This is a genomic window from Pseudomonas reactans (assembly GCF_013387025.1).
GTDB classification, from domain to species: Bacteria; Pseudomonadota; Gammaproteobacteria; order Pseudomonadales; family Pseudomonadaceae; genus Aquipseudomonas; species Aquipseudomonas reactans.
Genome location: NZ_JACAQP010000053.1, coordinates 1 through 13,956 on the forward strand (window position 1 = coordinate 1; position 13,956 = coordinate 13,956).

Consider the following 13,956-nt stretch of genomic DNA (forward strand, 5'->3'; position numbering starts at 1 on the left):
CTTTTTCAGAGTTTCCTTAGGAATTCGTTGGCAGCGATGATGCGGTCCAGGCGCTGCTGGCCGATGGTTTTGTTTTCTGTAGGCATGGGTAGTCCTTGCCGGGCCATGCCCGGGCGGTGGAGAGTGGCGAGGTCAAGCGGTAGCAGAAATAGCCAGAATGTTGTCGCTGCCGCGCGCGATGCCTGCGTGCAGTTCTACCCTTTGACCAGCAAGCATCCCGGCGATCTGGGCGTTCATATCCAACTCGACGCCCTTGCTTTTCCGGGACTCTCTGATGTCCTGAGTGGCGAGGTATTCGCTGATCAATGCCTTGTCCTGCGCCTGAATCGCGATGAGGTCTTGGCCGGTCGCGGACTGGCCGATTGGATCATCATCGACCTGAGGCACAAGGGCTTTCAGCTTCGACTGGACTTCCCATACCCACGCCAATGCGAAATGGTCGCCGGCGGTTTCGGGCGAGTAGTCACTACGACGAACTCCTGATCTGACTGCTGAGCAGTATTCCTTGCGCGCCAGGGTGAGTTTTAGGTGCAGTGACTCATACGCGTACAGGGCGATGTTCTGCGCAGGAGAGACGCCGACGAAGGTCGCACACTCGATCGCCTGGCCTTTTGCAGGGCTCCACTTTCGCCGCCGCAGGGTCGTGCAGTTGAATGCATCTGCAACGGCAATGCTCAGTTGCTGATCCCATGCTGGCCGTCGCTTGGCGCGGCAGAGGTCCGACTCAACCTCGCCGACGTCGCTCAGCTTCACATCCATATCTGTCAGCCGGTACTCGCGCATCAGCGCCTGGGCCTGACGCAACGCCGTGGCAGCTTCGTTCTCGTTGGCACTCTGGGCCAGTGCCAGGCAGTGCTTGATCTTGCGGATCGCCCGCTCGAGTTTCTTTTCGTCAATCTGTTGTGCGGACATAGGGGACCCTTGCCGGTATATTCGGCTTTTGATTGGAGGAAACAGGAATGTCGTTCAAGGAGCCGACGGATAAGGATTTGCAGCGCAGCGTGAACTTCGCTTGGGGGCTAATCGCACTGGCGGTTCTTGCTCCGATTGTTTCTCTGATCGCTCCCTACCCAAACCTGCGAGACGTAGACCTTGGAGGGTGGTTCAGTCGGAGCGGCGCGATTACTACCGTTTTTGCTCTTTTGTCTGAGGCCGTGGTAGTTAGAGCAAAGCTTTCAATTACGCCGCCTGGGTTTGGCTGGACAGGTCTGAATGAACTGCGCCAAAAATTTATTCCAAAGCTCGATAAAACCGATCTGGTAAATTTTCTGATAGTTGTTATTGGCACGCTGATATGGGCTTACGGAGATCTGCCTTTCAAGCTTGCGACGCAATAGCGAGGCCGATTACAAGGACACTTCGCCTGAATCGATCTTGCGAAGCTCCATCACCTCGATGCGGTTTGTGCCGTCGGTGATCACCCAGCAAGGCAGCTCAAGGTTGCGAAAGGTGCCGTGGTAGTTCCGGTAGGCCCCAAGGGCTGCTTTCCTGAAACAGTCCGCGACAACTTTGCCTATAGGCATTGGCTGCCCCCCCCCCTAGCAGGCAGAGCTCGAACACAATAGCGTTTTGAATGCGTTTTGCTGCCGCCCGGATGGTGTTCGGTGCCAGCTTGAATTCCTTGGCGACCTCAACGACGTGCTTGTAGACCAGGGCGTCGTGGATTCGCTGATCGCGCTCGCCATTGCGCAGGCCAGCGTAGATGACTGCTTGCATGGGTTATCTCCAAGCGTGCGCCTGCCTCGCCGGCTGGCGTGATTCGTTGATATGGGGTATTACGGGTGACCGGCATGGAGCCGGACCAAGGGGAAGCAGATGCCGATACTCGTTGAGGGATGTTATTTTTCTGGAGGTGGTATTGGTATCAGCGCGCCAAGCGATGCCGATTTAATTGTGAAATCCACCCAATTTCTAGGCTTGGCAAAGTCGATTGATATCTATGACCCTAAAGCTGTTGCGCTTTTCGGCTTGCCAGCGGACGTCCCGAATGAGCAACTTGCTGCGCTGGTTGCAAAGCTTAAGGAACGCCCAGACGCTACCGATCAGGAGATAGCCGAGACAGTTGCTGGTTCGGGGCTCTCCAAGTGGCTTGGAAACGCCGATCTTTTGCTTAAGGTCACGACTGGCTTTGTTGCGCTTGTCCGAACTGGCTTTGAGATATTCAAGTAGTACACAAACACCCCTCCGTTTACCGGATGCAGCGAGTAGGGTGGGTTATGCGGGTCTTTCGATTTCGTCGTCAGGCTCTGGCGGGTCGTCGGCGAGCGACTTCAGGCCAGCAGCCATAAGAATCCGCGACACCTTTTCAGTAACAACAAAAGGTGTCGCGACACACTTGAGCATCTGCACCTGGGTTTCGAGGTCGGCGCCGATCAAGTTGATGAGCAGCCGCTGGTGAATGTCCTGCTGGTTGTTGATGCCGTGGGTCTTCATTACCTTGCGCAGGTCGGCCTTGAACACACCGGCGACCTCAACCGTAAACTTCTCGACGCCCAATGCAGCGTTCTTCTCGTTCGATTTCTCGCGCTTGCGGCGCTGCTTCAAGGCTTCCGCCGTCGGCTGCTGATCTTCCTCGGCCATGGCCTACCTCTGATATCTAAGCTCGGTTACGTACGAATATCGAAACTTCCATAGTGTCACTGTGTCCCAAATGTCATACCCGTAATTTAGAAATGGAGTTATTCGGATGAAAAAATTAAGCCTTTCAATTGTTGCTGGTGCCTCACTGATGGTTATGGCCTCGGGCGCTTTCGCAGAGCAGTATCTACCCGAAATCGCGAGCAAAGCCCCATACAAAAAAGCCTACGCAGAGATGCTCAGTTTTCCGAGCTGGGTAAGTAAAGCTCAGGGCACGGCGTCACCAGTCGAGAAGGTTTCGGCTGATGGTAAAAGCTTTACCGTAGGCCATATGTGCAAACCGCATGATTGCGCGGACAATCAATTGATCGTGGTCTTTAACGCGGATGGGACAAAGTCTTGGGGCCTACTTGCAACTCGATCGGCCGAGGGAGAGGCATTTAACAAGCAGGTGCTCGGTGATCCTGACAGCGTTGTCCAGGGCTTGTTGAGTAAATCTTTCTCGGACAACAACCCTGAAGATTGAACCTCTTTAGCACTTAATATTTGTCTTTTGCTGCGAGCATGAAGAGCTGCCTTGTCGCGCCTTGGGATAGTCGATGCCGTGGGCGGCGATGATCCGCTCAAAGGCCTTATTGCCGATCGCCAGCTTTCCGCAGCATTGGCGCCGTGTGATTCCCAGTTCCAGGAATGCACGGATCCGCTCGGCGTATTTCGCGTCGCGGGCTTCGTCAATCTCCCTCCGCAAAAGATTGTGGGCGCCGCCTCGGGTCGGCGCCTTGAACGTGATGTCGTACCGGGCGGCGTAGTTGTAGATAAGCCGCCGGCTTACACCAAGCTCGGCGGCCACCTCAGTCTGGGTGAGTGTTACGCCCAACTGCCGTATCTGCTCGGCCATCTTTAGCCGGTCCTGTGATCGGATGTCGGTCTTGTCGAGGGGGAGGGGATTCGCTTCAACCTTGCGCCGAACGAATGGCTTCGGCGTTGGCGGCATCTGGTTGCTATAGGTGATCGGCTTGGGCTTGTAGTGGTACGGCTCGGCGACTTCAATCTTGCCGCCGGCCGCAACAAACTCAGCGATCTGATCGGCCAGCTCATTGGATTTTGGCCGTAGTGCCTCGACCAGGCTTAGGTGGTTGCTGATCATGCTGCTTTGCTCCTGAGCGCCGCCTCGTACCCGTCGACCAGCAACTTGAATTCCCACAGGTCTTCTTCGAGGCTTTCGATGTGGTCATTGTCCCGCTGGAATTCTTTCCACCAGAGCTGGCGGCCCACCGGCTTCAGCAGCGGGCAGTACATTCCGATGTGCCACCACTTGCGGTCGGTGATCCACATGCAGCCCTGCACCTGGTCAATAACATCGCTTGCGTCGTTGTCGATGTGGAAGGAGCGGAGCTTATCGGGGGCCAGGAAGCACTTGTACTCAGAGCCGCCGTCGTCGCCGATGAATCCGTCTGCGCTGGCGCCGAACACACCGTCATCCGTTTTAACCAAGCCGACCTGGGTGACGATGAGGCCGGTCTGGATCTCATGTTCCATTCGGGCCTCTGGCTCCAGCTCATGCCCTCGGCGCATCTGCCAGGTCTCGAACCCGCCATCCAGCGGCGCACCGCCGATGCGTTCGACTGCCAGCTCGAAGGCGTAGGACAGTGCGGCGTTCGATGGCTCGCCTACCTTCTCGCCGTCAAGTGCGCGCTGGACAACTTCGGCCTTTGGGCCGGCTTTGTATCCTGCCAGCGCCATAGCTGTGGTTTCGCCTTTCCCGGCAAGCATGGCGTCGACATATTTCTGCTGCTGGGCGTTCAGGCCATTCACCTTGGAACGGGCGGTACTGAACATACTGGCGGTGATGACGCCAGCTCGGCCTTGTAGCCATTCTGCAGAGCCTTGTGTGCAGTTGAGGATGATCATTGGCTTGCTCCTGCTTGAGCGGGCGCGCTGAGCTGCGAGCCGCGAGTCGTAACCGCGACTTTCAGTGCTTCGTAGAGGTCAGTCGCCGTCTTGTTGTCGGTGGCTTTCAGGTCCTTAGAGGCCTTGACGCCCGCTTGCCAGATTTCCGTGAGCGACTCTTTGGAATCAGCGGCGTAGGCCTTCGGAATCCACTCGTTCATCAGCTCGCCAAGGCTTTGAGGCTGATCCTCATCGCCGTTTCCGTCGTTATCCTCGTTCGTCAGCACGACGTTGAAGATCATCATCGTCAGGTAGCGTCGGGCATAACTGAAGGTTGAACCGCTGGCGTGCACACCCGTCTTGTTTACGCTTCCCTTGATTCCGACTGCGTCGATTGGCAGATCGACGTGGTATGTCTTTGTGTGACCAGCCTCATGCATGCAGTCGCAGACTGTGCGGATATGGCCCACCAGAGGGCTATCGCCGGTGCCGAACGACAGTGAGAAACCGTGCAAGGTGTAGACCGGTGAAATCTTGCGATCAATCGACTCAAGCGCGGCATAAGCGCTGTTCGTCTGGGCGTTGAACTTGTCACGAAAAACCGGGCCAATCTCTGCTTGAGCCCGAACCATTGCTGCGTTGAATGCCGCCGCCGCCGTTCGATCCGTGTGGCGCTCGTACATCTCCATCATCTTCTGCATTTTGTCTGCATCGAATGCCGGGTCGGTTGCGGCCCGCTGGATCATTGTCAGCATCGCGGTTGATTCGTTGGTGGTCACCGGGCTGGCGACCTGCCGAGTTTCGGTGCGCTCGGCCAGGGCTGCGTTAGTCATGGCTACCTCAATAGGAAATGGTGATAGCTGGGATCTTGCGCTGGGCAATCAACTTTACTGCCTGCTTGGCGCATTCCTCTGGCATGCCACCAGCGATGAAGGCTTCCAAGGCGGTACGATTGATGGCGCGGCGATGCGCCTCGTCGCGCTCGCGCATCTCTTGCTGGCGGACGATTTCGGCAGCGGCCGCATCAGCTCGTCGGCGCTCATCTTGACGGGCCTGCTCGGCAGCTTCTTCTTGGCGGCGAATGGCGGCGACGCGTTCTTGCTCGGCGCGCTGCTCAGCGGCGATTCGATTCGTCTCGGCCTGCGCCGCCGCCGCGCGAGACTGTTCGGCCTGCAGTTCCAGTTGTAGGCGCTGGCGTTCGGCGGCGGCTTCGGCATCCAGTGCAGCCTGTGCGGCGGCACGCTGAATGGCGGCGGCTTGATCGGTCAGTTCCTGTTCGCGGCGGGCGGCAGCAAGGCGTTCGGCTTCTGCGCGCTCGGCAGCTTCACGGCACGCTTGTTCGGCGGCGGCCTGGGCAATAGCCGCGTCGCGGTCTCGCTGGGCCTGAGCTTCTGCTTCGGCACGCAGCCGGACCAGTTCAGCCTGCTCAGCTTCGTGCTGGGTGCGCTCGGCGTGCAGGGTGCGCAACTTCGCCAGGGTCTGGTCCTTCACCTGGGCAGCTTCGGCCAGGAACTCTTCCCAACCATCGTTGATTTCGATGGTTTCGAGGTCGGCGATCACCCGGGCAACTACGGACGCCGGAGGTGTTGCGCCGAACAGGGCCATATCCTTCATGCTGTCGATACCGTCAACGTGCCTATCTTTGCGCGCCTGGTCGGCGTTTTCCCAATCCGTCAGCGGCTGGCGGGTGGAATCGCGCAGGTTGTCCATCTTTGTGACGAAATCGCGCAACTCAGCCTCGACCACCTTCGGCATTTCCTTGAGTCGCTTCAGGTAGTCGCGACCAGGCGTCTCGACTGCCTTTTTGGACTTGCTTACCGTTGCGGCCAGGGATGCAATGCGAGCGCGACCTTTCACAGTGGTCAGATCGGGCACCTCGCCGGTGACTTCTGCCTTCACCGCGTCGAAGAACTGGCCCAGGCCGCCAGCTATATAAATGGCCGGCGCGTTGTCGGGGCTGATGTCGTCAATGGTGATTACTTGCTGTTGTGCGGACATGGGGAATCCTTGCCGCGATGCTCGCAGCGATGTAGGGGTAGGGGAAATAAGAGTTGATAAACGTTCTTATTCGTATTTAAGATACGTAATAACATTTCAACTCAATGCAAGGAGCCTCACCTATGAAAGTGCTGTCCTCACTCAAAGAAGCGAAAAACCGTCATCGCGACTGCAAGATCGTGAAGCGCCGGGGCCGGATCTACGTGATCTGCAAATCCAATCCGAAATTCAAAGCGCGGCAGGGCAGTGCGAAGAACAAAAACAAAGGGAAGGGTTGATCAGCTCTGCGGTTCTACTCGGTAGCGCAGGACCTGGAGGACGCGACCGCCGTAACCAGGTTCTGCGTATTGCTCTATCGGTGCACCGTAGAAACCTCGACGCTCGGCAAGGCTGTAGGCCTCGCGTAGATTGTGAGCGCTGATATCCTCAAGCTGCTCGTCGATCAGTGATTGGACTGGTGCAGTAGTCATGGCCTTCTCCTTGTATATGCGCCGCTGATTCTGATGTGCCCGCGAATGGTTTTTTCGACGAGTGACGTGTCTAGATCAATGGTTCTAAGGGCATTAGGGGTTGTCACCTGAGAATTTGGTGTTTACTCTGAAAATGTTTGAATTGTTACGAATAATTTCGGAGGCGCCTGTTTGTGAGGTGCGATACTTCAGGACGAGGAACGAAAAATGTTTTCACACGAAGGTCCCGCAATAGAGCTGATGGTGTTGGTTTTTTGTCTGGCTGGGCTGCTTCTGGTTGCTTGGTTAATTCACCATCTGTACGAGCGTAAAAACGGGAAAGGCGTTAAAAAACAACAAAATCGTAACGCAGGTCGTTCAACTTAGGATCGTTGCAGTTCTATCCATTTGAGCCAGCCGCTTCCGGCTGGCTTTCAGTAACCAGGCGCTGTAGTGGTGAAATTCATCCGCTGTGAAGGTGCCGCTGGTGAAGTGACACACTATTAGTTTTTCAACCAGTGCCTCTGCAAAAACTGTGGAGTCGGGATGATCCAAAGCGAGCAGGGCGGTCGAAACTTCGACGTGCGGGCTCATAGCTCGTCATCCACGTCGTCTTCGGCTTTCTCACGCTCTGCTGCTAAGGCATCGGCGGCGTAAGGCCTTAGCAGGTCCATGGCGACTTTCTCTGCGGCTTCGATGGGGTGGGGCTGGCCGATCAAGTCGGCAGCGTGGCCACGCGAATCTGCTTGGCTGCCCAGGATCGATGATAGGAAGAGCCGCGCGAGCGAATCTCGCTGATCCAGACCGTCGATCTGGCGCTGGTTCAGGTATCCCTGCAGCACGGTGCAGAACCGGTCGAACGTCACAGCCTGTGGCTGGCCATAGCGGCGCTTCCACTTGATGTCCATGCCGCACACCAGCTGTTCCGCCGAGTGTTCCAGCCACTCCAGTTCCGGATTTGCCTCGCTGACCTCTGGAGGCAACTGAGCGTCGAAACGCTCCTGGCATATCTTCAATGCTGCGTTCATGGTCGCCTCCAAAGTGGCGGGTTGTTCACCTGTATTCGTCAACACTCATGCCTCCCGCTGGTTGCCGATGGGCGCGGGGGAGGAGTGCTGACGTAATAGAGGTGGGGAAGGGTGCCCAGGCCCGCTACTGGCGACGGCCTGGGTGTGTTGCGTCAGCGGTGACTCCCTCTACGCTAGGGCGGCGCCGCGTATCCCGCTGCTGATTGCAGGTCGGCGGTTCGTCATGGGTGCGGGCTTCGAGCTTCCTCCTCACAGCGTCAAACAGCATCTGTTCGCCGTGGATCACAGGTCCTTACAACATGCACGCTACAGCTCTGAGTGCCCTGATTGAGTGGGGCAGGGTGCATGAGGTCTGGCGTTCCCAGCCGAGGCTATCGGGATCGCTAATTCAAATCGGGTGGTGCTGGCCGTGACCCGCTACTGGCGTCGGTCACCGGCTTGAATCAATTGTTCTTCCAGCCGCGGGCCTTTCGGCTTGTTCTCCCGCTGGATAACTGTTCTTGGCGCTTTACGCTGCACGCCCGGGTCAGTTGCCAACCCTCTGAACCGTTGAGGCCGGTTCATCGCTGCCTTTGAATCTGGGCCGGTGGTTATCCGGCAAGGGGTGTCGCTAAAGAGCGGCGCAGGTTTAACTGCTGGCCGGCGGTGTTCGTTGCTGGCTTGAATTGAATTTAAGCAAGCTGAAATTAATGTGTCAAGCATGCTTAATTAAATCGTTCAGATTGCTGAAATTTACAGGCGATAAAAAGCCCGCTCATTGGCGGGCTCTTTTACGAGTCGCAGTACTCTCGCCAGCCGATCCTGACGGTTCCGTCTTCCAGATGCTCAATCCGGATACCGGCGGTGTCGCCGATATCCTGGATGACCTGGTGCCAGGCTTCAGGGCTTTCGTCCTCGCGTCTGGAGACCTCGACCAACTGAATCCTTTGGACCCGGGGAGAGGCGATCAAGCCTTGGAGGCGGCGGCCGACAAGCTCGTAGGAATTTCGTGGTTTTAGTGTGGGGTAGGGCGCTTGGTTCATGCTTCGCTCCTTGCAAATACTGTATGCATACACAGTATTTGCACTGGCATATCTTGGCAATAGGGCGGCAGGAAGTTTCATGCATAAATGCATATTTTGAAGGGGCGTGTTTGGCTGGTATGAAAAAGCCCTTTTGTAGCGGGCTTTGATCAACGTGGCCTTGAGGCTTATTTAGGGGTTGAGCTTCGCGGCTCTGCCCAACGCTCAAGGGTCCAGTAGTTGAACCGGCCGACCTCTGGGTTCTTCGAATATTCACTAGCTTGCTTTAGGCCAACCTGCATTAGATCGTCCCGAATCTGTAAAACGGTCCAGGTCACTCCGGGGTTGACGTCTCGCTGATGAAAGCAATCCGCTCCCTTCGTTCTGTCCGCCCAAGCCGTAAACTCAGATCTGTTGTAGTGGAACAGCGACTGAGAAAAGTTGGTTTCCGAAACGCACCCGAAGGCGGACGGGTGCAGTCCGATCAGTTCGTCAGCTTTTGGTCGATATGTGTTTGCAGGTGCGAGAGTCTTAGAGGCAGGCGGGGTGGGGATCATTCGATAAGCAACCACACCGATGATCAAGGAGACTAAGGCCGCACAGATGGCGATGAATGAGCGATTGCTAGTCGAACTCTGCACTTTCTGATCTTTCGTACCGGAACTGGCGATGGCTTCCACGTCAGCCCCACAGTAACGGCACCGGATAGCGGCGTTTTTGATTATCTCGGCGCAGAGTGGGCACGGTCGAGTGTCGGCCTCAACGGCAGGGTTGGTAGCTGACCCTCTCCCACCAAGCAGTATCATCAGGAGACCGGCCACCGTTAGCAATCCGCCTACAATTGTGTGCACTTGGCGGTCTGCCATGAGGCCCAGATTATTTACCCGGCCACCCGCGCCAGTCGAGACAGACACATCCATGCTCAGCGCTAAAACCAGCCAACAGATGCCGGCTATCAGCGCGAACGTCCCAAATCCCTTCATTGGATCCCTCCCGTAATTGAGCCCGCACTTTACCATTCGTGGCGTACAGCCACTATCAAAGAGGCAGGGCGTGCAGCCAACAAAAAGCCCGCGCGTGGCGGGCTTCTGCAGAAAACAATCAGAGTCGTATCTACCCGGACAAGTCGCCACGATGGACGATGTGCACTTTATTGCCATCAGGGTCCCGTGGGTACGCGCCATAATAGCCGTCCCCATAACGCGAGCGCGGCCCTGGTGCTCCCGCATCCGAACCACCAGCGATAAGGCCTGCGGCATGGGCGGCATTGACAGAATCTGGATGTGGTGCGGAGAAAGCCACCATGCTGCCATTTCCAGCGAGGGCCTCTTTGAGATCGTAAGGGCGGTAAACATAGAAGCGAGGCAGAGGGCTGTCGGGGTTCACCCAGCATGCCGAAAGTGGTCCGCCATCGGGCGTTACAGGTCGACGGCAGAGCCCTAGTGGGATCAGAACCGCGTCATAGAAGGTAGCGGCTTTATCAAGATCGTTTGTCCCAACGGTTACGTGACTGAACATCCTGTACTCCTACTTACGGAGGCGAGGCATTATCGTGTCATTTTGACGGTGGGCGTGTATAGCGGTCGTCGGGAAAGTCAGGGAGGGCGAGTGTCGGCCCTCCAAATCGCAGGCAAAGAAAAGCCCGCGATGGGGAGCAGCGGGCTTAAAGGGATTATCGCTAGGAGCTGGGGTAACCATATGCGCCCGACTGTGAAAGGGATGTGAAAGGTTGCGCTCAGTAGGACGTCGCGATCGCTTTACCAAGCTTAACTGCTCGCGCCATAGAAGTGGTTCAGCACGATCAGCTCAACCACAGCCACGAAAACGCAGACCACAACGAAGCCTGGGCTGAAGACCCGCTTGCGATTAGATGAACCATCACCCAGCCAGAACGCGCCGGTGTAGGTGGTAAAGACGACCATGAACGCCAGCCAGGCCCAGACCCAAAACTTGCTCCAGAGGCTCTGCTGTCTCCATGCAGTCATTGGCGCGCCCTGGGCATTAGCATCAGGAGAACCAGCCATATCCAGGGCACTTCATTGCTCGGAGGCGATGCAACAACGCGTTAGATTCGGGAAAATCATAATTCGAAGTGTCGAGCTTGGAGCGTTGTGCGTATTGCAAAAAGTCCTCAGCCCGCTGGCGATCTGCGGCAAGCTTGAAGGTACGACATTGCTCCAGACGCTCAGCTTCGGTCACAGGCATCGGTACTGCGTCGATCTGTTTTTCGTACTCGGTTTTTTCTTTTGGCGTGCTGAAACAGCCTGAAAGGATAAGAGGTGCGAGTAGCAGGGGCGCGATCTGTAAAGCGTTCATCACCACATTCCTTTGTGTACGCGAGCGCTCATCAGCTCGCGATAGTTCCGTCTATATTGCCTCGTCAGACTAGGTAGCTATTCCCGTTTTCTTCGGCTTATCTGCCCAGCCTTCACCTCATCCGCATAACCCACCAACCTGTCGGCTTCTTCATAAAGCGTGCCTACCAATCCCATTAGGGCTATCGCGTCTGCATCGCTGAGTTTTTCTGCGAGCTTACCCAGGTCGATACAGGACTCCTCAAGGTTTGAGGCGATCGCCTTGAGGTCGCGGCGCAGTTGCTGGTTTGGCTTGGTGAGGGACATGTGGCCTCCTGAAAGCATCAGTAAAACTTCTGCAACGCCTGCACAACCACTCCCACGATCCGGCAGTTTTCGTCGACCGCCTCGATTGGATAGCTCGGGTTCAGCGGCTTGAGGAACAGCCGGCCGCCGTCGCTCACCAGCTTTTTGAATGTTGCTTCATTGCTGTCCGGTAGCTTGGCCACGACCAGCTTACCTGGTGCAACCTCCGCTTCAGTGTCCACCAGGATCAGCGTGCCTTCGGTGATGCTCTGGCCGGCAGGCGCAGTCATCGAGTCGCCTTTGACTGTCAGCCAGAACGCGGGTCCTTTGGAGTCGTACTCCGAAAACTCATAGGTGTCCGAGATTCCAGCCGGGTAGGGCTCCACTGCTTCCGACCAGGCGCCGGCTGCAACCCAGCTCACTACAGGGTAGCGGAATGATTTGGTGGGCTGGGCGGCAGGGGAGACGTTCGACTCTGAAACCTCACGCTCTTCACCTTCACCAATAGCAAGCCACTCAGCCCGGAAGCCGGTCGCTTTCGCGAGTGCGTAAAGGTTCTCCGGCCTGAGGCTTTTGCTCTCGCCGGTTATCCATTGCGTGACGGCAGAATTTGCAACACCGCAAAGCGATGCAATTTCCCCTTTCTTTTTACCGCTGACTTGTATGGCGCGGGCGATACGTTCGTGTCTTTCCATGGACTCAATATTAAGTTAACTGAATTTAAGCATGCAGTAGGCAGAAAACACCGTTGATGCCTTTAATTAAGCATGCTTAAATTGCAGCAAGCTCGAACGAGGACGCGCAATGAATACGCATGAAGTCGCCGAATTCTTCGGCAGCAAGACAAAGCTGGCGCTGGCCCTGGGTATCCGCCCAAGCGCAGTGACCATGTGGGGGGAAACGATTCCTGAATCGCGGCAGTACCAGATTCAGGTTCTTTCCAAAGGCAAGTTCAAGGCGACAAAGAAAGATCAGGCCGCCTGACATCCCTGTCCGCCAATCCATGAAGAGATGATCGCTTCTGCACCGGCAGGGCGCCACGTAAAGAATTTCGAGGTGTTACATGCAGGAATTGATGAAGGCGATCTATGACGTGGTTGACGACCACGGGGCAGGGCGGATTGCAGAGGGCGCCAGCTTCTCCTCGAAGACGCTGCTTTCCCAGAAGGCGAACCCGGACTACGACAGCCACAAGCTGAACGTCCAGGAGCTGCACCGGATTATGAAGTTCACCCAGGACTTCCGCCCGCTGAAGGCATGGGCCGAGGCGTTTGGTTTCGACCTGGTGCCGAAGGAAAAGCCCGAGGGCATCAACCTCAACACCGCGCTGCTGCGCCTGCACGCTGACCTGGCCGATGTGACCCGCCTTGCCTTCGATGCCCAGGCCGATGGCCGGGTTTGCACTCGCGAGAAGTCCGAACTGCTCAAGGAGGCTGAGGAAGTAATCGTCAGCCTGGAAGTGTTCAAGCAGTCCGTGAAGGCAGCCTGAATTTCAGACACAAAAAAGCCGGGGCGCAATCCCGGCTTTTTCAACAGCAACACAACTTGTGGAGCGAATCATGCACCAACACACCGAATCGATCAATAGCCCCAACATTTCCGCGCCACGTTTTTCGCAATCTGAAAACGTGGCGCGCAATTCATCAGTGATCCCGTTCGACTTCGACGGCGCCGCAATCCGGGTCATTACCGACAAGCTTGGTGATCCGTGGTTTGTCGCGCGCGATGTCGCCGACGCCCTTGGCTACTCCAAACCTGAGAACGCGGTGGCTCGCCATTGCAATGCTGCGACCACTACCCCGAAACAGGGTGGTGGTTTCATGACGATCATTCCGGAGCGCGATCTGTACCGGCTGGTGATGAAGTCGAAGCTGCCAGCCGCCGAGAAGTTCGAAGAGTGGGTGGTGGGCCAGGTCCTGCCGAGCATTCGCAAGACCGGTACCTTTTCCGCCCAAGGCCCGGACAATTCAAAGATCGTCGGCGAACTCGCCATCCTGGAATGCTTCGACCGCCTGCTGAAGCCTGCGAACTCCAGCAAGATGTTGATGCTGGCCAAAATCGCCGCCAACAACGGCCTGGATGCCAAGTTCCTCCCAGGCTATGCCGTCGACGCCGCCCCTGACGCCGCTGGCGGCTCTTCGATGCCGACCAAGGCGATCACCGCCCTGATCAAAGATCACACCATCGCCAGCACCGCCCGCGCCTTCAACCTTGCACTTGAGGCCCACGGCTTCCTCAAGGTCCTCCAGCGCAAAAACTCCAAGCAGGAAATGGTGGACTTCTGGTCTGTGACCGAGAAGGGCATGGCCTACGGCAAGAACCTCACCAGCCCTCAATGCCCCCGCGAGACGCAGCCTCACTGGTACGTGGATCGCTTCCTTGAATTGGCCGCTAAGGAAACTCTGAAAAAGAC

The 13,956-nt window shown here is 56.7% G+C and carries 24 protein-coding genes; 8 read left to right on the forward strand and 16 right to left on the reverse strand.

Translation table 11 applies throughout. The features are described 5' to 3' along the window. Positions 1 to 132 precede the first annotated feature (132 nt). Positions 133 to 912: a DUF2786 domain-containing protein gene (locus HX793_RS30430; protein ID WP_178905570.1), complete on the reverse strand. Its 780-nt coding sequence runs from the start codon at positions 910 to 912 to the stop codon at positions 133 to 135. Positions 913 to 959: 47 nt separating this feature from the next. Here HX793_RS30430 and HX793_RS30435 point away from each other — a divergent pair, with 47 nt between their 5' ends. Beyond that, positions 960 to 1,337 (forward strand): hypothetical protein, encoded by a 378-nt coding sequence (locus HX793_RS30435; RefSeq protein ID WP_178905571.1) that lies wholly within the window; start codon positions 960 to 962, stop codon positions 1,335 to 1,337. Positions 1,338 to 1,434: 97 nt separating this feature from the next. On the opposite strand, the gene HX793_RS30440 is transcribed toward HX793_RS30435, so the two are convergent. After that, positions 1,435 to 1,716 carry a hypothetical protein gene (locus HX793_RS30440; RefSeq protein WP_178905572.1) on the reverse strand — a complete coding sequence of 94 codons (282 nt, stop codon included), beginning with the start codon at positions 1,714 to 1,716 and terminating at the stop codon, positions 1,435 to 1,437. A 99-nt stretch (positions 1,717 to 1,815) separates the two neighbouring features. Between HX793_RS30440 and HX793_RS30445 the strand changes: the two genes are divergently transcribed. Continuing rightward, a complete protein-coding gene (locus tag HX793_RS30445; protein ID WP_178905573.1) occupies positions 1,816 to 2,169 on the forward strand; it encodes a hypothetical protein in 354 nt (117 codons plus the stop codon). A 45-nt stretch (positions 2,170 to 2,214) separates the two neighbouring features. On the opposite strand, the gene HX793_RS30450 is transcribed toward HX793_RS30445, so the two are convergent. Further along, entirely contained in the window at positions 2,215 to 2,580 is a 366-nt protein-coding gene (locus tag HX793_RS30450; RefSeq protein WP_178905574.1) for a hypothetical protein, read from the reverse strand. A gap of 106 nt (positions 2,581 to 2,686) precedes the next feature. Between HX793_RS30450 and HX793_RS30455 the strand changes: the two genes are divergently transcribed. After that, complete coding sequence (locus HX793_RS30455; protein WP_178905575.1) at positions 2,687 to 3,103, forward strand: Ivy family c-type lysozyme inhibitor; 417 nt, start codon at positions 2,687 to 2,689, stop codon at positions 3,101 to 3,103. A gap of 6 nt (positions 3,104 to 3,109) precedes the next feature. Here the strand turns inward: HX793_RS30455 and HX793_RS30460 are convergent, their stop codons facing one another. The 4 genes from HX793_RS30460 to HX793_RS30475 are packed head-to-tail and all read right to left on the reverse strand — an operon-like array spanning position 3,110 to position 6,465. After that, positions 3,110 to 3,724, reverse strand: a complete 615-nt coding sequence (locus HX793_RS30460) for a hypothetical protein (protein ID WP_178905569.1) — start codon at positions 3,722 to 3,724, stop codon at positions 3,110 to 3,112. Beyond that, complete coding sequence (locus HX793_RS30465) at positions 3,721 to 4,488, reverse strand: lambda exonuclease family protein (protein ID WP_178905576.1); 768 nt, start codon at positions 4,486 to 4,488, stop codon at positions 3,721 to 3,723. The genes HX793_RS30460 and HX793_RS30465 overlap by 4 nt, the downstream gene beginning before the upstream one ends. Beyond that, positions 4,485 to 5,300, reverse strand: coding sequence for an ERF family protein (locus HX793_RS30470; RefSeq protein WP_178905577.1), 816 nt, complete (start codon positions 5,298 to 5,300; stop codon positions 4,485 to 4,487). The genes HX793_RS30465 and HX793_RS30470 overlap by 4 nt, the downstream gene beginning before the upstream one ends. A 7-nt stretch (positions 5,301 to 5,307) precedes the next feature. Beyond that, positions 5,308 to 6,465 carry a coiled-coil domain-containing protein gene (locus tag HX793_RS30475; protein WP_178905578.1) on the reverse strand — a complete coding sequence of 386 codons (1,158 nt, stop codon included), beginning with the start codon at positions 6,463 to 6,465 and terminating at the stop codon, positions 5,308 to 5,310. 122 nt (positions 6,466 to 6,587) lie between these two features. On the opposite strand from HX793_RS30475, the gene ykgO reads away from it, so the two are divergent. After that, positions 6,588 to 6,743 (forward strand): type B 50S ribosomal protein L36, encoded by a 156-nt coding sequence (ykgO, locus tag HX793_RS30480; RefSeq protein WP_178905579.1) that lies wholly within the window; start codon positions 6,588 to 6,590, stop codon positions 6,741 to 6,743. Here the strand turns inward: ykgO and HX793_RS30485 are convergent, their stop codons facing one another. Further along, positions 6,744 to 6,935 (reverse strand): hypothetical protein, encoded by a 192-nt coding sequence (locus HX793_RS30485; protein WP_178905580.1) that lies wholly within the window; start codon positions 6,933 to 6,935, stop codon positions 6,744 to 6,746. It abuts the gene before it with no gap. A gap of 207 nt (positions 6,936 to 7,142) precedes the next feature. Here HX793_RS30485 and HX793_RS30490 point away from each other — a divergent pair, with 207 nt between their 5' ends. Further along, the gene (locus HX793_RS30490) at positions 7,143 to 7,301 is read left to right on the forward strand and encodes a hypothetical protein (RefSeq protein WP_167337371.1); all 159 of its coding nucleotides are present in this window, start codon (positions 7,143 to 7,145) and stop codon (positions 7,299 to 7,301) included. Here HX793_RS30490 and HX793_RS30495 read toward each other — a convergent pair. The 8 genes from HX793_RS30495 to HX793_RS30530 all read right to left on the reverse strand — a co-directional run bounded on the left by HX793_RS30495 (position 7,293) and on the right by HX793_RS30530 (position 12,238). Beyond that, on the reverse strand, positions 7,293 to 7,508 hold the full coding sequence (locus tag HX793_RS30495; RefSeq protein WP_177049250.1) for a hypothetical protein: 216 nt from the start codon (positions 7,506 to 7,508) through the stop codon (positions 7,293 to 7,295). The two genes, HX793_RS30490 and HX793_RS30495, sit on opposite strands and share 9 nt — an antisense overlap. After that, complete coding sequence (locus HX793_RS30500; RefSeq protein WP_178905581.1) at positions 7,505 to 7,942, reverse strand: hypothetical protein; 438 nt, start codon at positions 7,940 to 7,942, stop codon at positions 7,505 to 7,507. Before HX793_RS30500 ends, HX793_RS30495 begins: the two co-directional genes overlap by 4 nt. A 770-nt stretch (positions 7,943 to 8,712) precedes the next feature. Next, complete coding sequence (locus HX793_RS30505) at positions 8,713 to 8,964, reverse strand: DUF1654 domain-containing protein (protein WP_178905582.1); 252 nt, start codon at positions 8,962 to 8,964, stop codon at positions 8,713 to 8,715. 1,092 nt (positions 8,965 to 10,056) lie between these two features. Continuing rightward, complete coding sequence (locus HX793_RS30510) at positions 10,057 to 10,461, reverse strand: VOC family protein (RefSeq protein WP_178905583.1); 405 nt, start codon at positions 10,459 to 10,461, stop codon at positions 10,057 to 10,059. 248 nt (positions 10,462 to 10,709) lie between these two features. Next, positions 10,710 to 10,928, reverse strand: a complete 219-nt coding sequence (locus HX793_RS30515) for a hypothetical protein (RefSeq protein ID WP_178905584.1) — start codon at positions 10,926 to 10,928, stop codon at positions 10,710 to 10,712. Between the two features lie 22 nt (positions 10,929 to 10,950). Next, positions 10,951 to 11,259: a hypothetical protein gene (locus tag HX793_RS30520; protein ID WP_178905585.1), complete on the reverse strand. Its 309-nt coding sequence runs from the start codon at positions 11,257 to 11,259 to the stop codon at positions 10,951 to 10,953. 77 nt (positions 11,260 to 11,336) lie between these two features. Beyond that, a complete protein-coding gene (locus HX793_RS30525; RefSeq protein ID WP_178905586.1) occupies positions 11,337 to 11,564 on the reverse strand; it encodes a hypothetical protein in 228 nt (75 codons plus the stop codon). 17 nt (positions 11,565 to 11,581) lie between these two features. Beyond that, a complete protein-coding gene (locus HX793_RS30530) occupies positions 11,582 to 12,238 on the reverse strand; it encodes a LexA family protein (RefSeq protein ID WP_178905587.1) in 657 nt (218 codons plus the stop codon). A gap of 109 nt (positions 12,239 to 12,347) precedes the next feature. On the opposite strand from HX793_RS30530, the gene HX793_RS30535 reads away from it, so the two are divergent. From HX793_RS30535 to HX793_RS30545, 3 genes are all read left to right on the forward strand, one after another. Continuing rightward, positions 12,348 to 12,527 carry a Cro/CI family transcriptional regulator gene (locus HX793_RS30535; protein WP_017255748.1) on the forward strand — a complete coding sequence of 60 codons (180 nt, stop codon included), beginning with the start codon at positions 12,348 to 12,350 and terminating at the stop codon, positions 12,525 to 12,527. A gap of 79 nt (positions 12,528 to 12,606) precedes the next feature. Next, positions 12,607 to 13,032: a phage regulatory CII family protein gene (locus HX793_RS30540; protein WP_058419784.1), complete on the forward strand. Its 426-nt coding sequence runs from the start codon at positions 12,607 to 12,609 to the stop codon at positions 13,030 to 13,032. Positions 13,033 to 13,102: 70 nt separating this feature from the next. After that, a partial coding sequence (locus HX793_RS30545; protein WP_178905588.1) for a BRO-N domain-containing protein occupies positions 13,103 to 13,956 on the forward strand: 854 nt, incomplete at its 3' end.

Bases quoted from the DNA above. Each gene is read 5' to 3' on its own strand.
- HX793_RS30465 (WP_178905576.1), bottom strand. From the start codon at position 4,488: ATGATCATCCTCAACTGCACACAAGGCTCTGCAGAATGGCTACAAGGC.
- HX793_RS30475 (WP_178905578.1), bottom strand. From the start codon at position 6,465: ATGTCCGCACAACAGCAAGTAATCACCATTGACGACATCAGCCCCGAC.
- HX793_RS30460 (WP_178905569.1), bottom strand. From the start codon at position 3,724: ATGATCAGCAACCACCTAAGCCTGGTCGAGGCACTACGGCCAAAATCC.
- HX793_RS30525 (WP_178905586.1), bottom strand. From the start codon at position 11,564: ATGTCCCTCACCAAGCCAAACCAGCAACTGCGCCGCGACCTCAAGGCG.
- HX793_RS30445 (WP_178905573.1), top strand. From the start codon at position 1,816: ATGCCGATACTCGTTGAGGGATGTTATTTTTCTGGAGGTGGTATTGGT.
- HX793_RS30520 (WP_178905585.1), bottom strand. From the start codon at position 11,259: ATGAACGCTTTACAGATCGCGCCCCTGCTACTCGCACCTCTTATCCTT.
- HX793_RS30485 (WP_178905580.1), bottom strand. From the start codon at position 6,935: ATGACTACTGCACCAGTCCAATCACTGATCGACGAGCAGCTTGAGGAT.
- HX793_RS30495 (WP_177049250.1), bottom strand. From the start codon at position 7,508: ATGAGCCCGCACGTCGAAGTTTCGACCGCCCTGCTCGCTTTGGATCAT.
- HX793_RS30455 (WP_178905575.1), top strand. From the start codon at position 2,687: ATGAAAAAATTAAGCCTTTCAATTGTTGCTGGTGCCTCACTGATGGTT.
- HX793_RS30515 (WP_178905584.1), bottom strand. From the start codon at position 10,928: ATGACTGCATGGAGACAGCAGAGCCTCTGGAGCAAGTTTTGGGTCTGG.
- HX793_RS30530 (WP_178905587.1), bottom strand. From the start codon at position 12,238: ATGGAAAGACACGAACGTATCGCCCGCGCCATACAAGTCAGCGGTAAA.
- HX793_RS30500 (WP_178905581.1), bottom strand. From the start codon at position 7,942: ATGAACGCAGCATTGAAGATATGCCAGGAGCGTTTCGACGCTCAGTTG.
- HX793_RS30470 (WP_178905577.1), bottom strand. From the start codon at position 5,300: ATGACTAACGCAGCCCTGGCCGAGCGCACCGAAACTCGGCAGGTCGCC.
- HX793_RS30535 (WP_017255748.1), top strand. From the start codon at position 12,348: ATGAATACGCATGAAGTCGCCGAATTCTTCGGCAGCAAGACAAAGCTG.
- HX793_RS30450 (WP_178905574.1), bottom strand. From the start codon at position 2,580: ATGGCCGAGGAAGATCAGCAGCCGACGGCGGAAGCCTTGAAGCAGCGC.
- HX793_RS30440 (WP_178905572.1), bottom strand. From the start codon at position 1,716: ATGCAAGCAGTCATCTACGCTGGCCTGCGCAATGGCGAGCGCGATCAG.
- HX793_RS30540 (WP_058419784.1), top strand. From the start codon at position 12,607: ATGCAGGAATTGATGAAGGCGATCTATGACGTGGTTGACGACCACGGG.
- HX793_RS30490 (WP_167337371.1), top strand. From the start codon at position 7,143: ATGTTTTCACACGAAGGTCCCGCAATAGAGCTGATGGTGTTGGTTTTT.
- HX793_RS30510 (WP_178905583.1), bottom strand. From the start codon at position 10,461: ATGTTCAGTCACGTAACCGTTGGGACAAACGATCTTGATAAAGCCGCT.
- ykgO (WP_178905579.1), top strand. From the start codon at position 6,588: ATGAAAGTGCTGTCCTCACTCAAAGAAGCGAAAAACCGTCATCGCGAC.
- HX793_RS30505 (WP_178905582.1), bottom strand. From the start codon at position 8,964: ATGAACCAAGCGCCCTACCCCACACTAAAACCACGAAATTCCTACGAG.
- HX793_RS30430 (WP_178905570.1), bottom strand. From the start codon at position 912: ATGTCCGCACAACAGATTGACGAAAAGAAACTCGAGCGGGCGATCCGC.
- HX793_RS30435 (WP_178905571.1), top strand. From the start codon at position 960: ATGTCGTTCAAGGAGCCGACGGATAAGGATTTGCAGCGCAGCGTGAAC.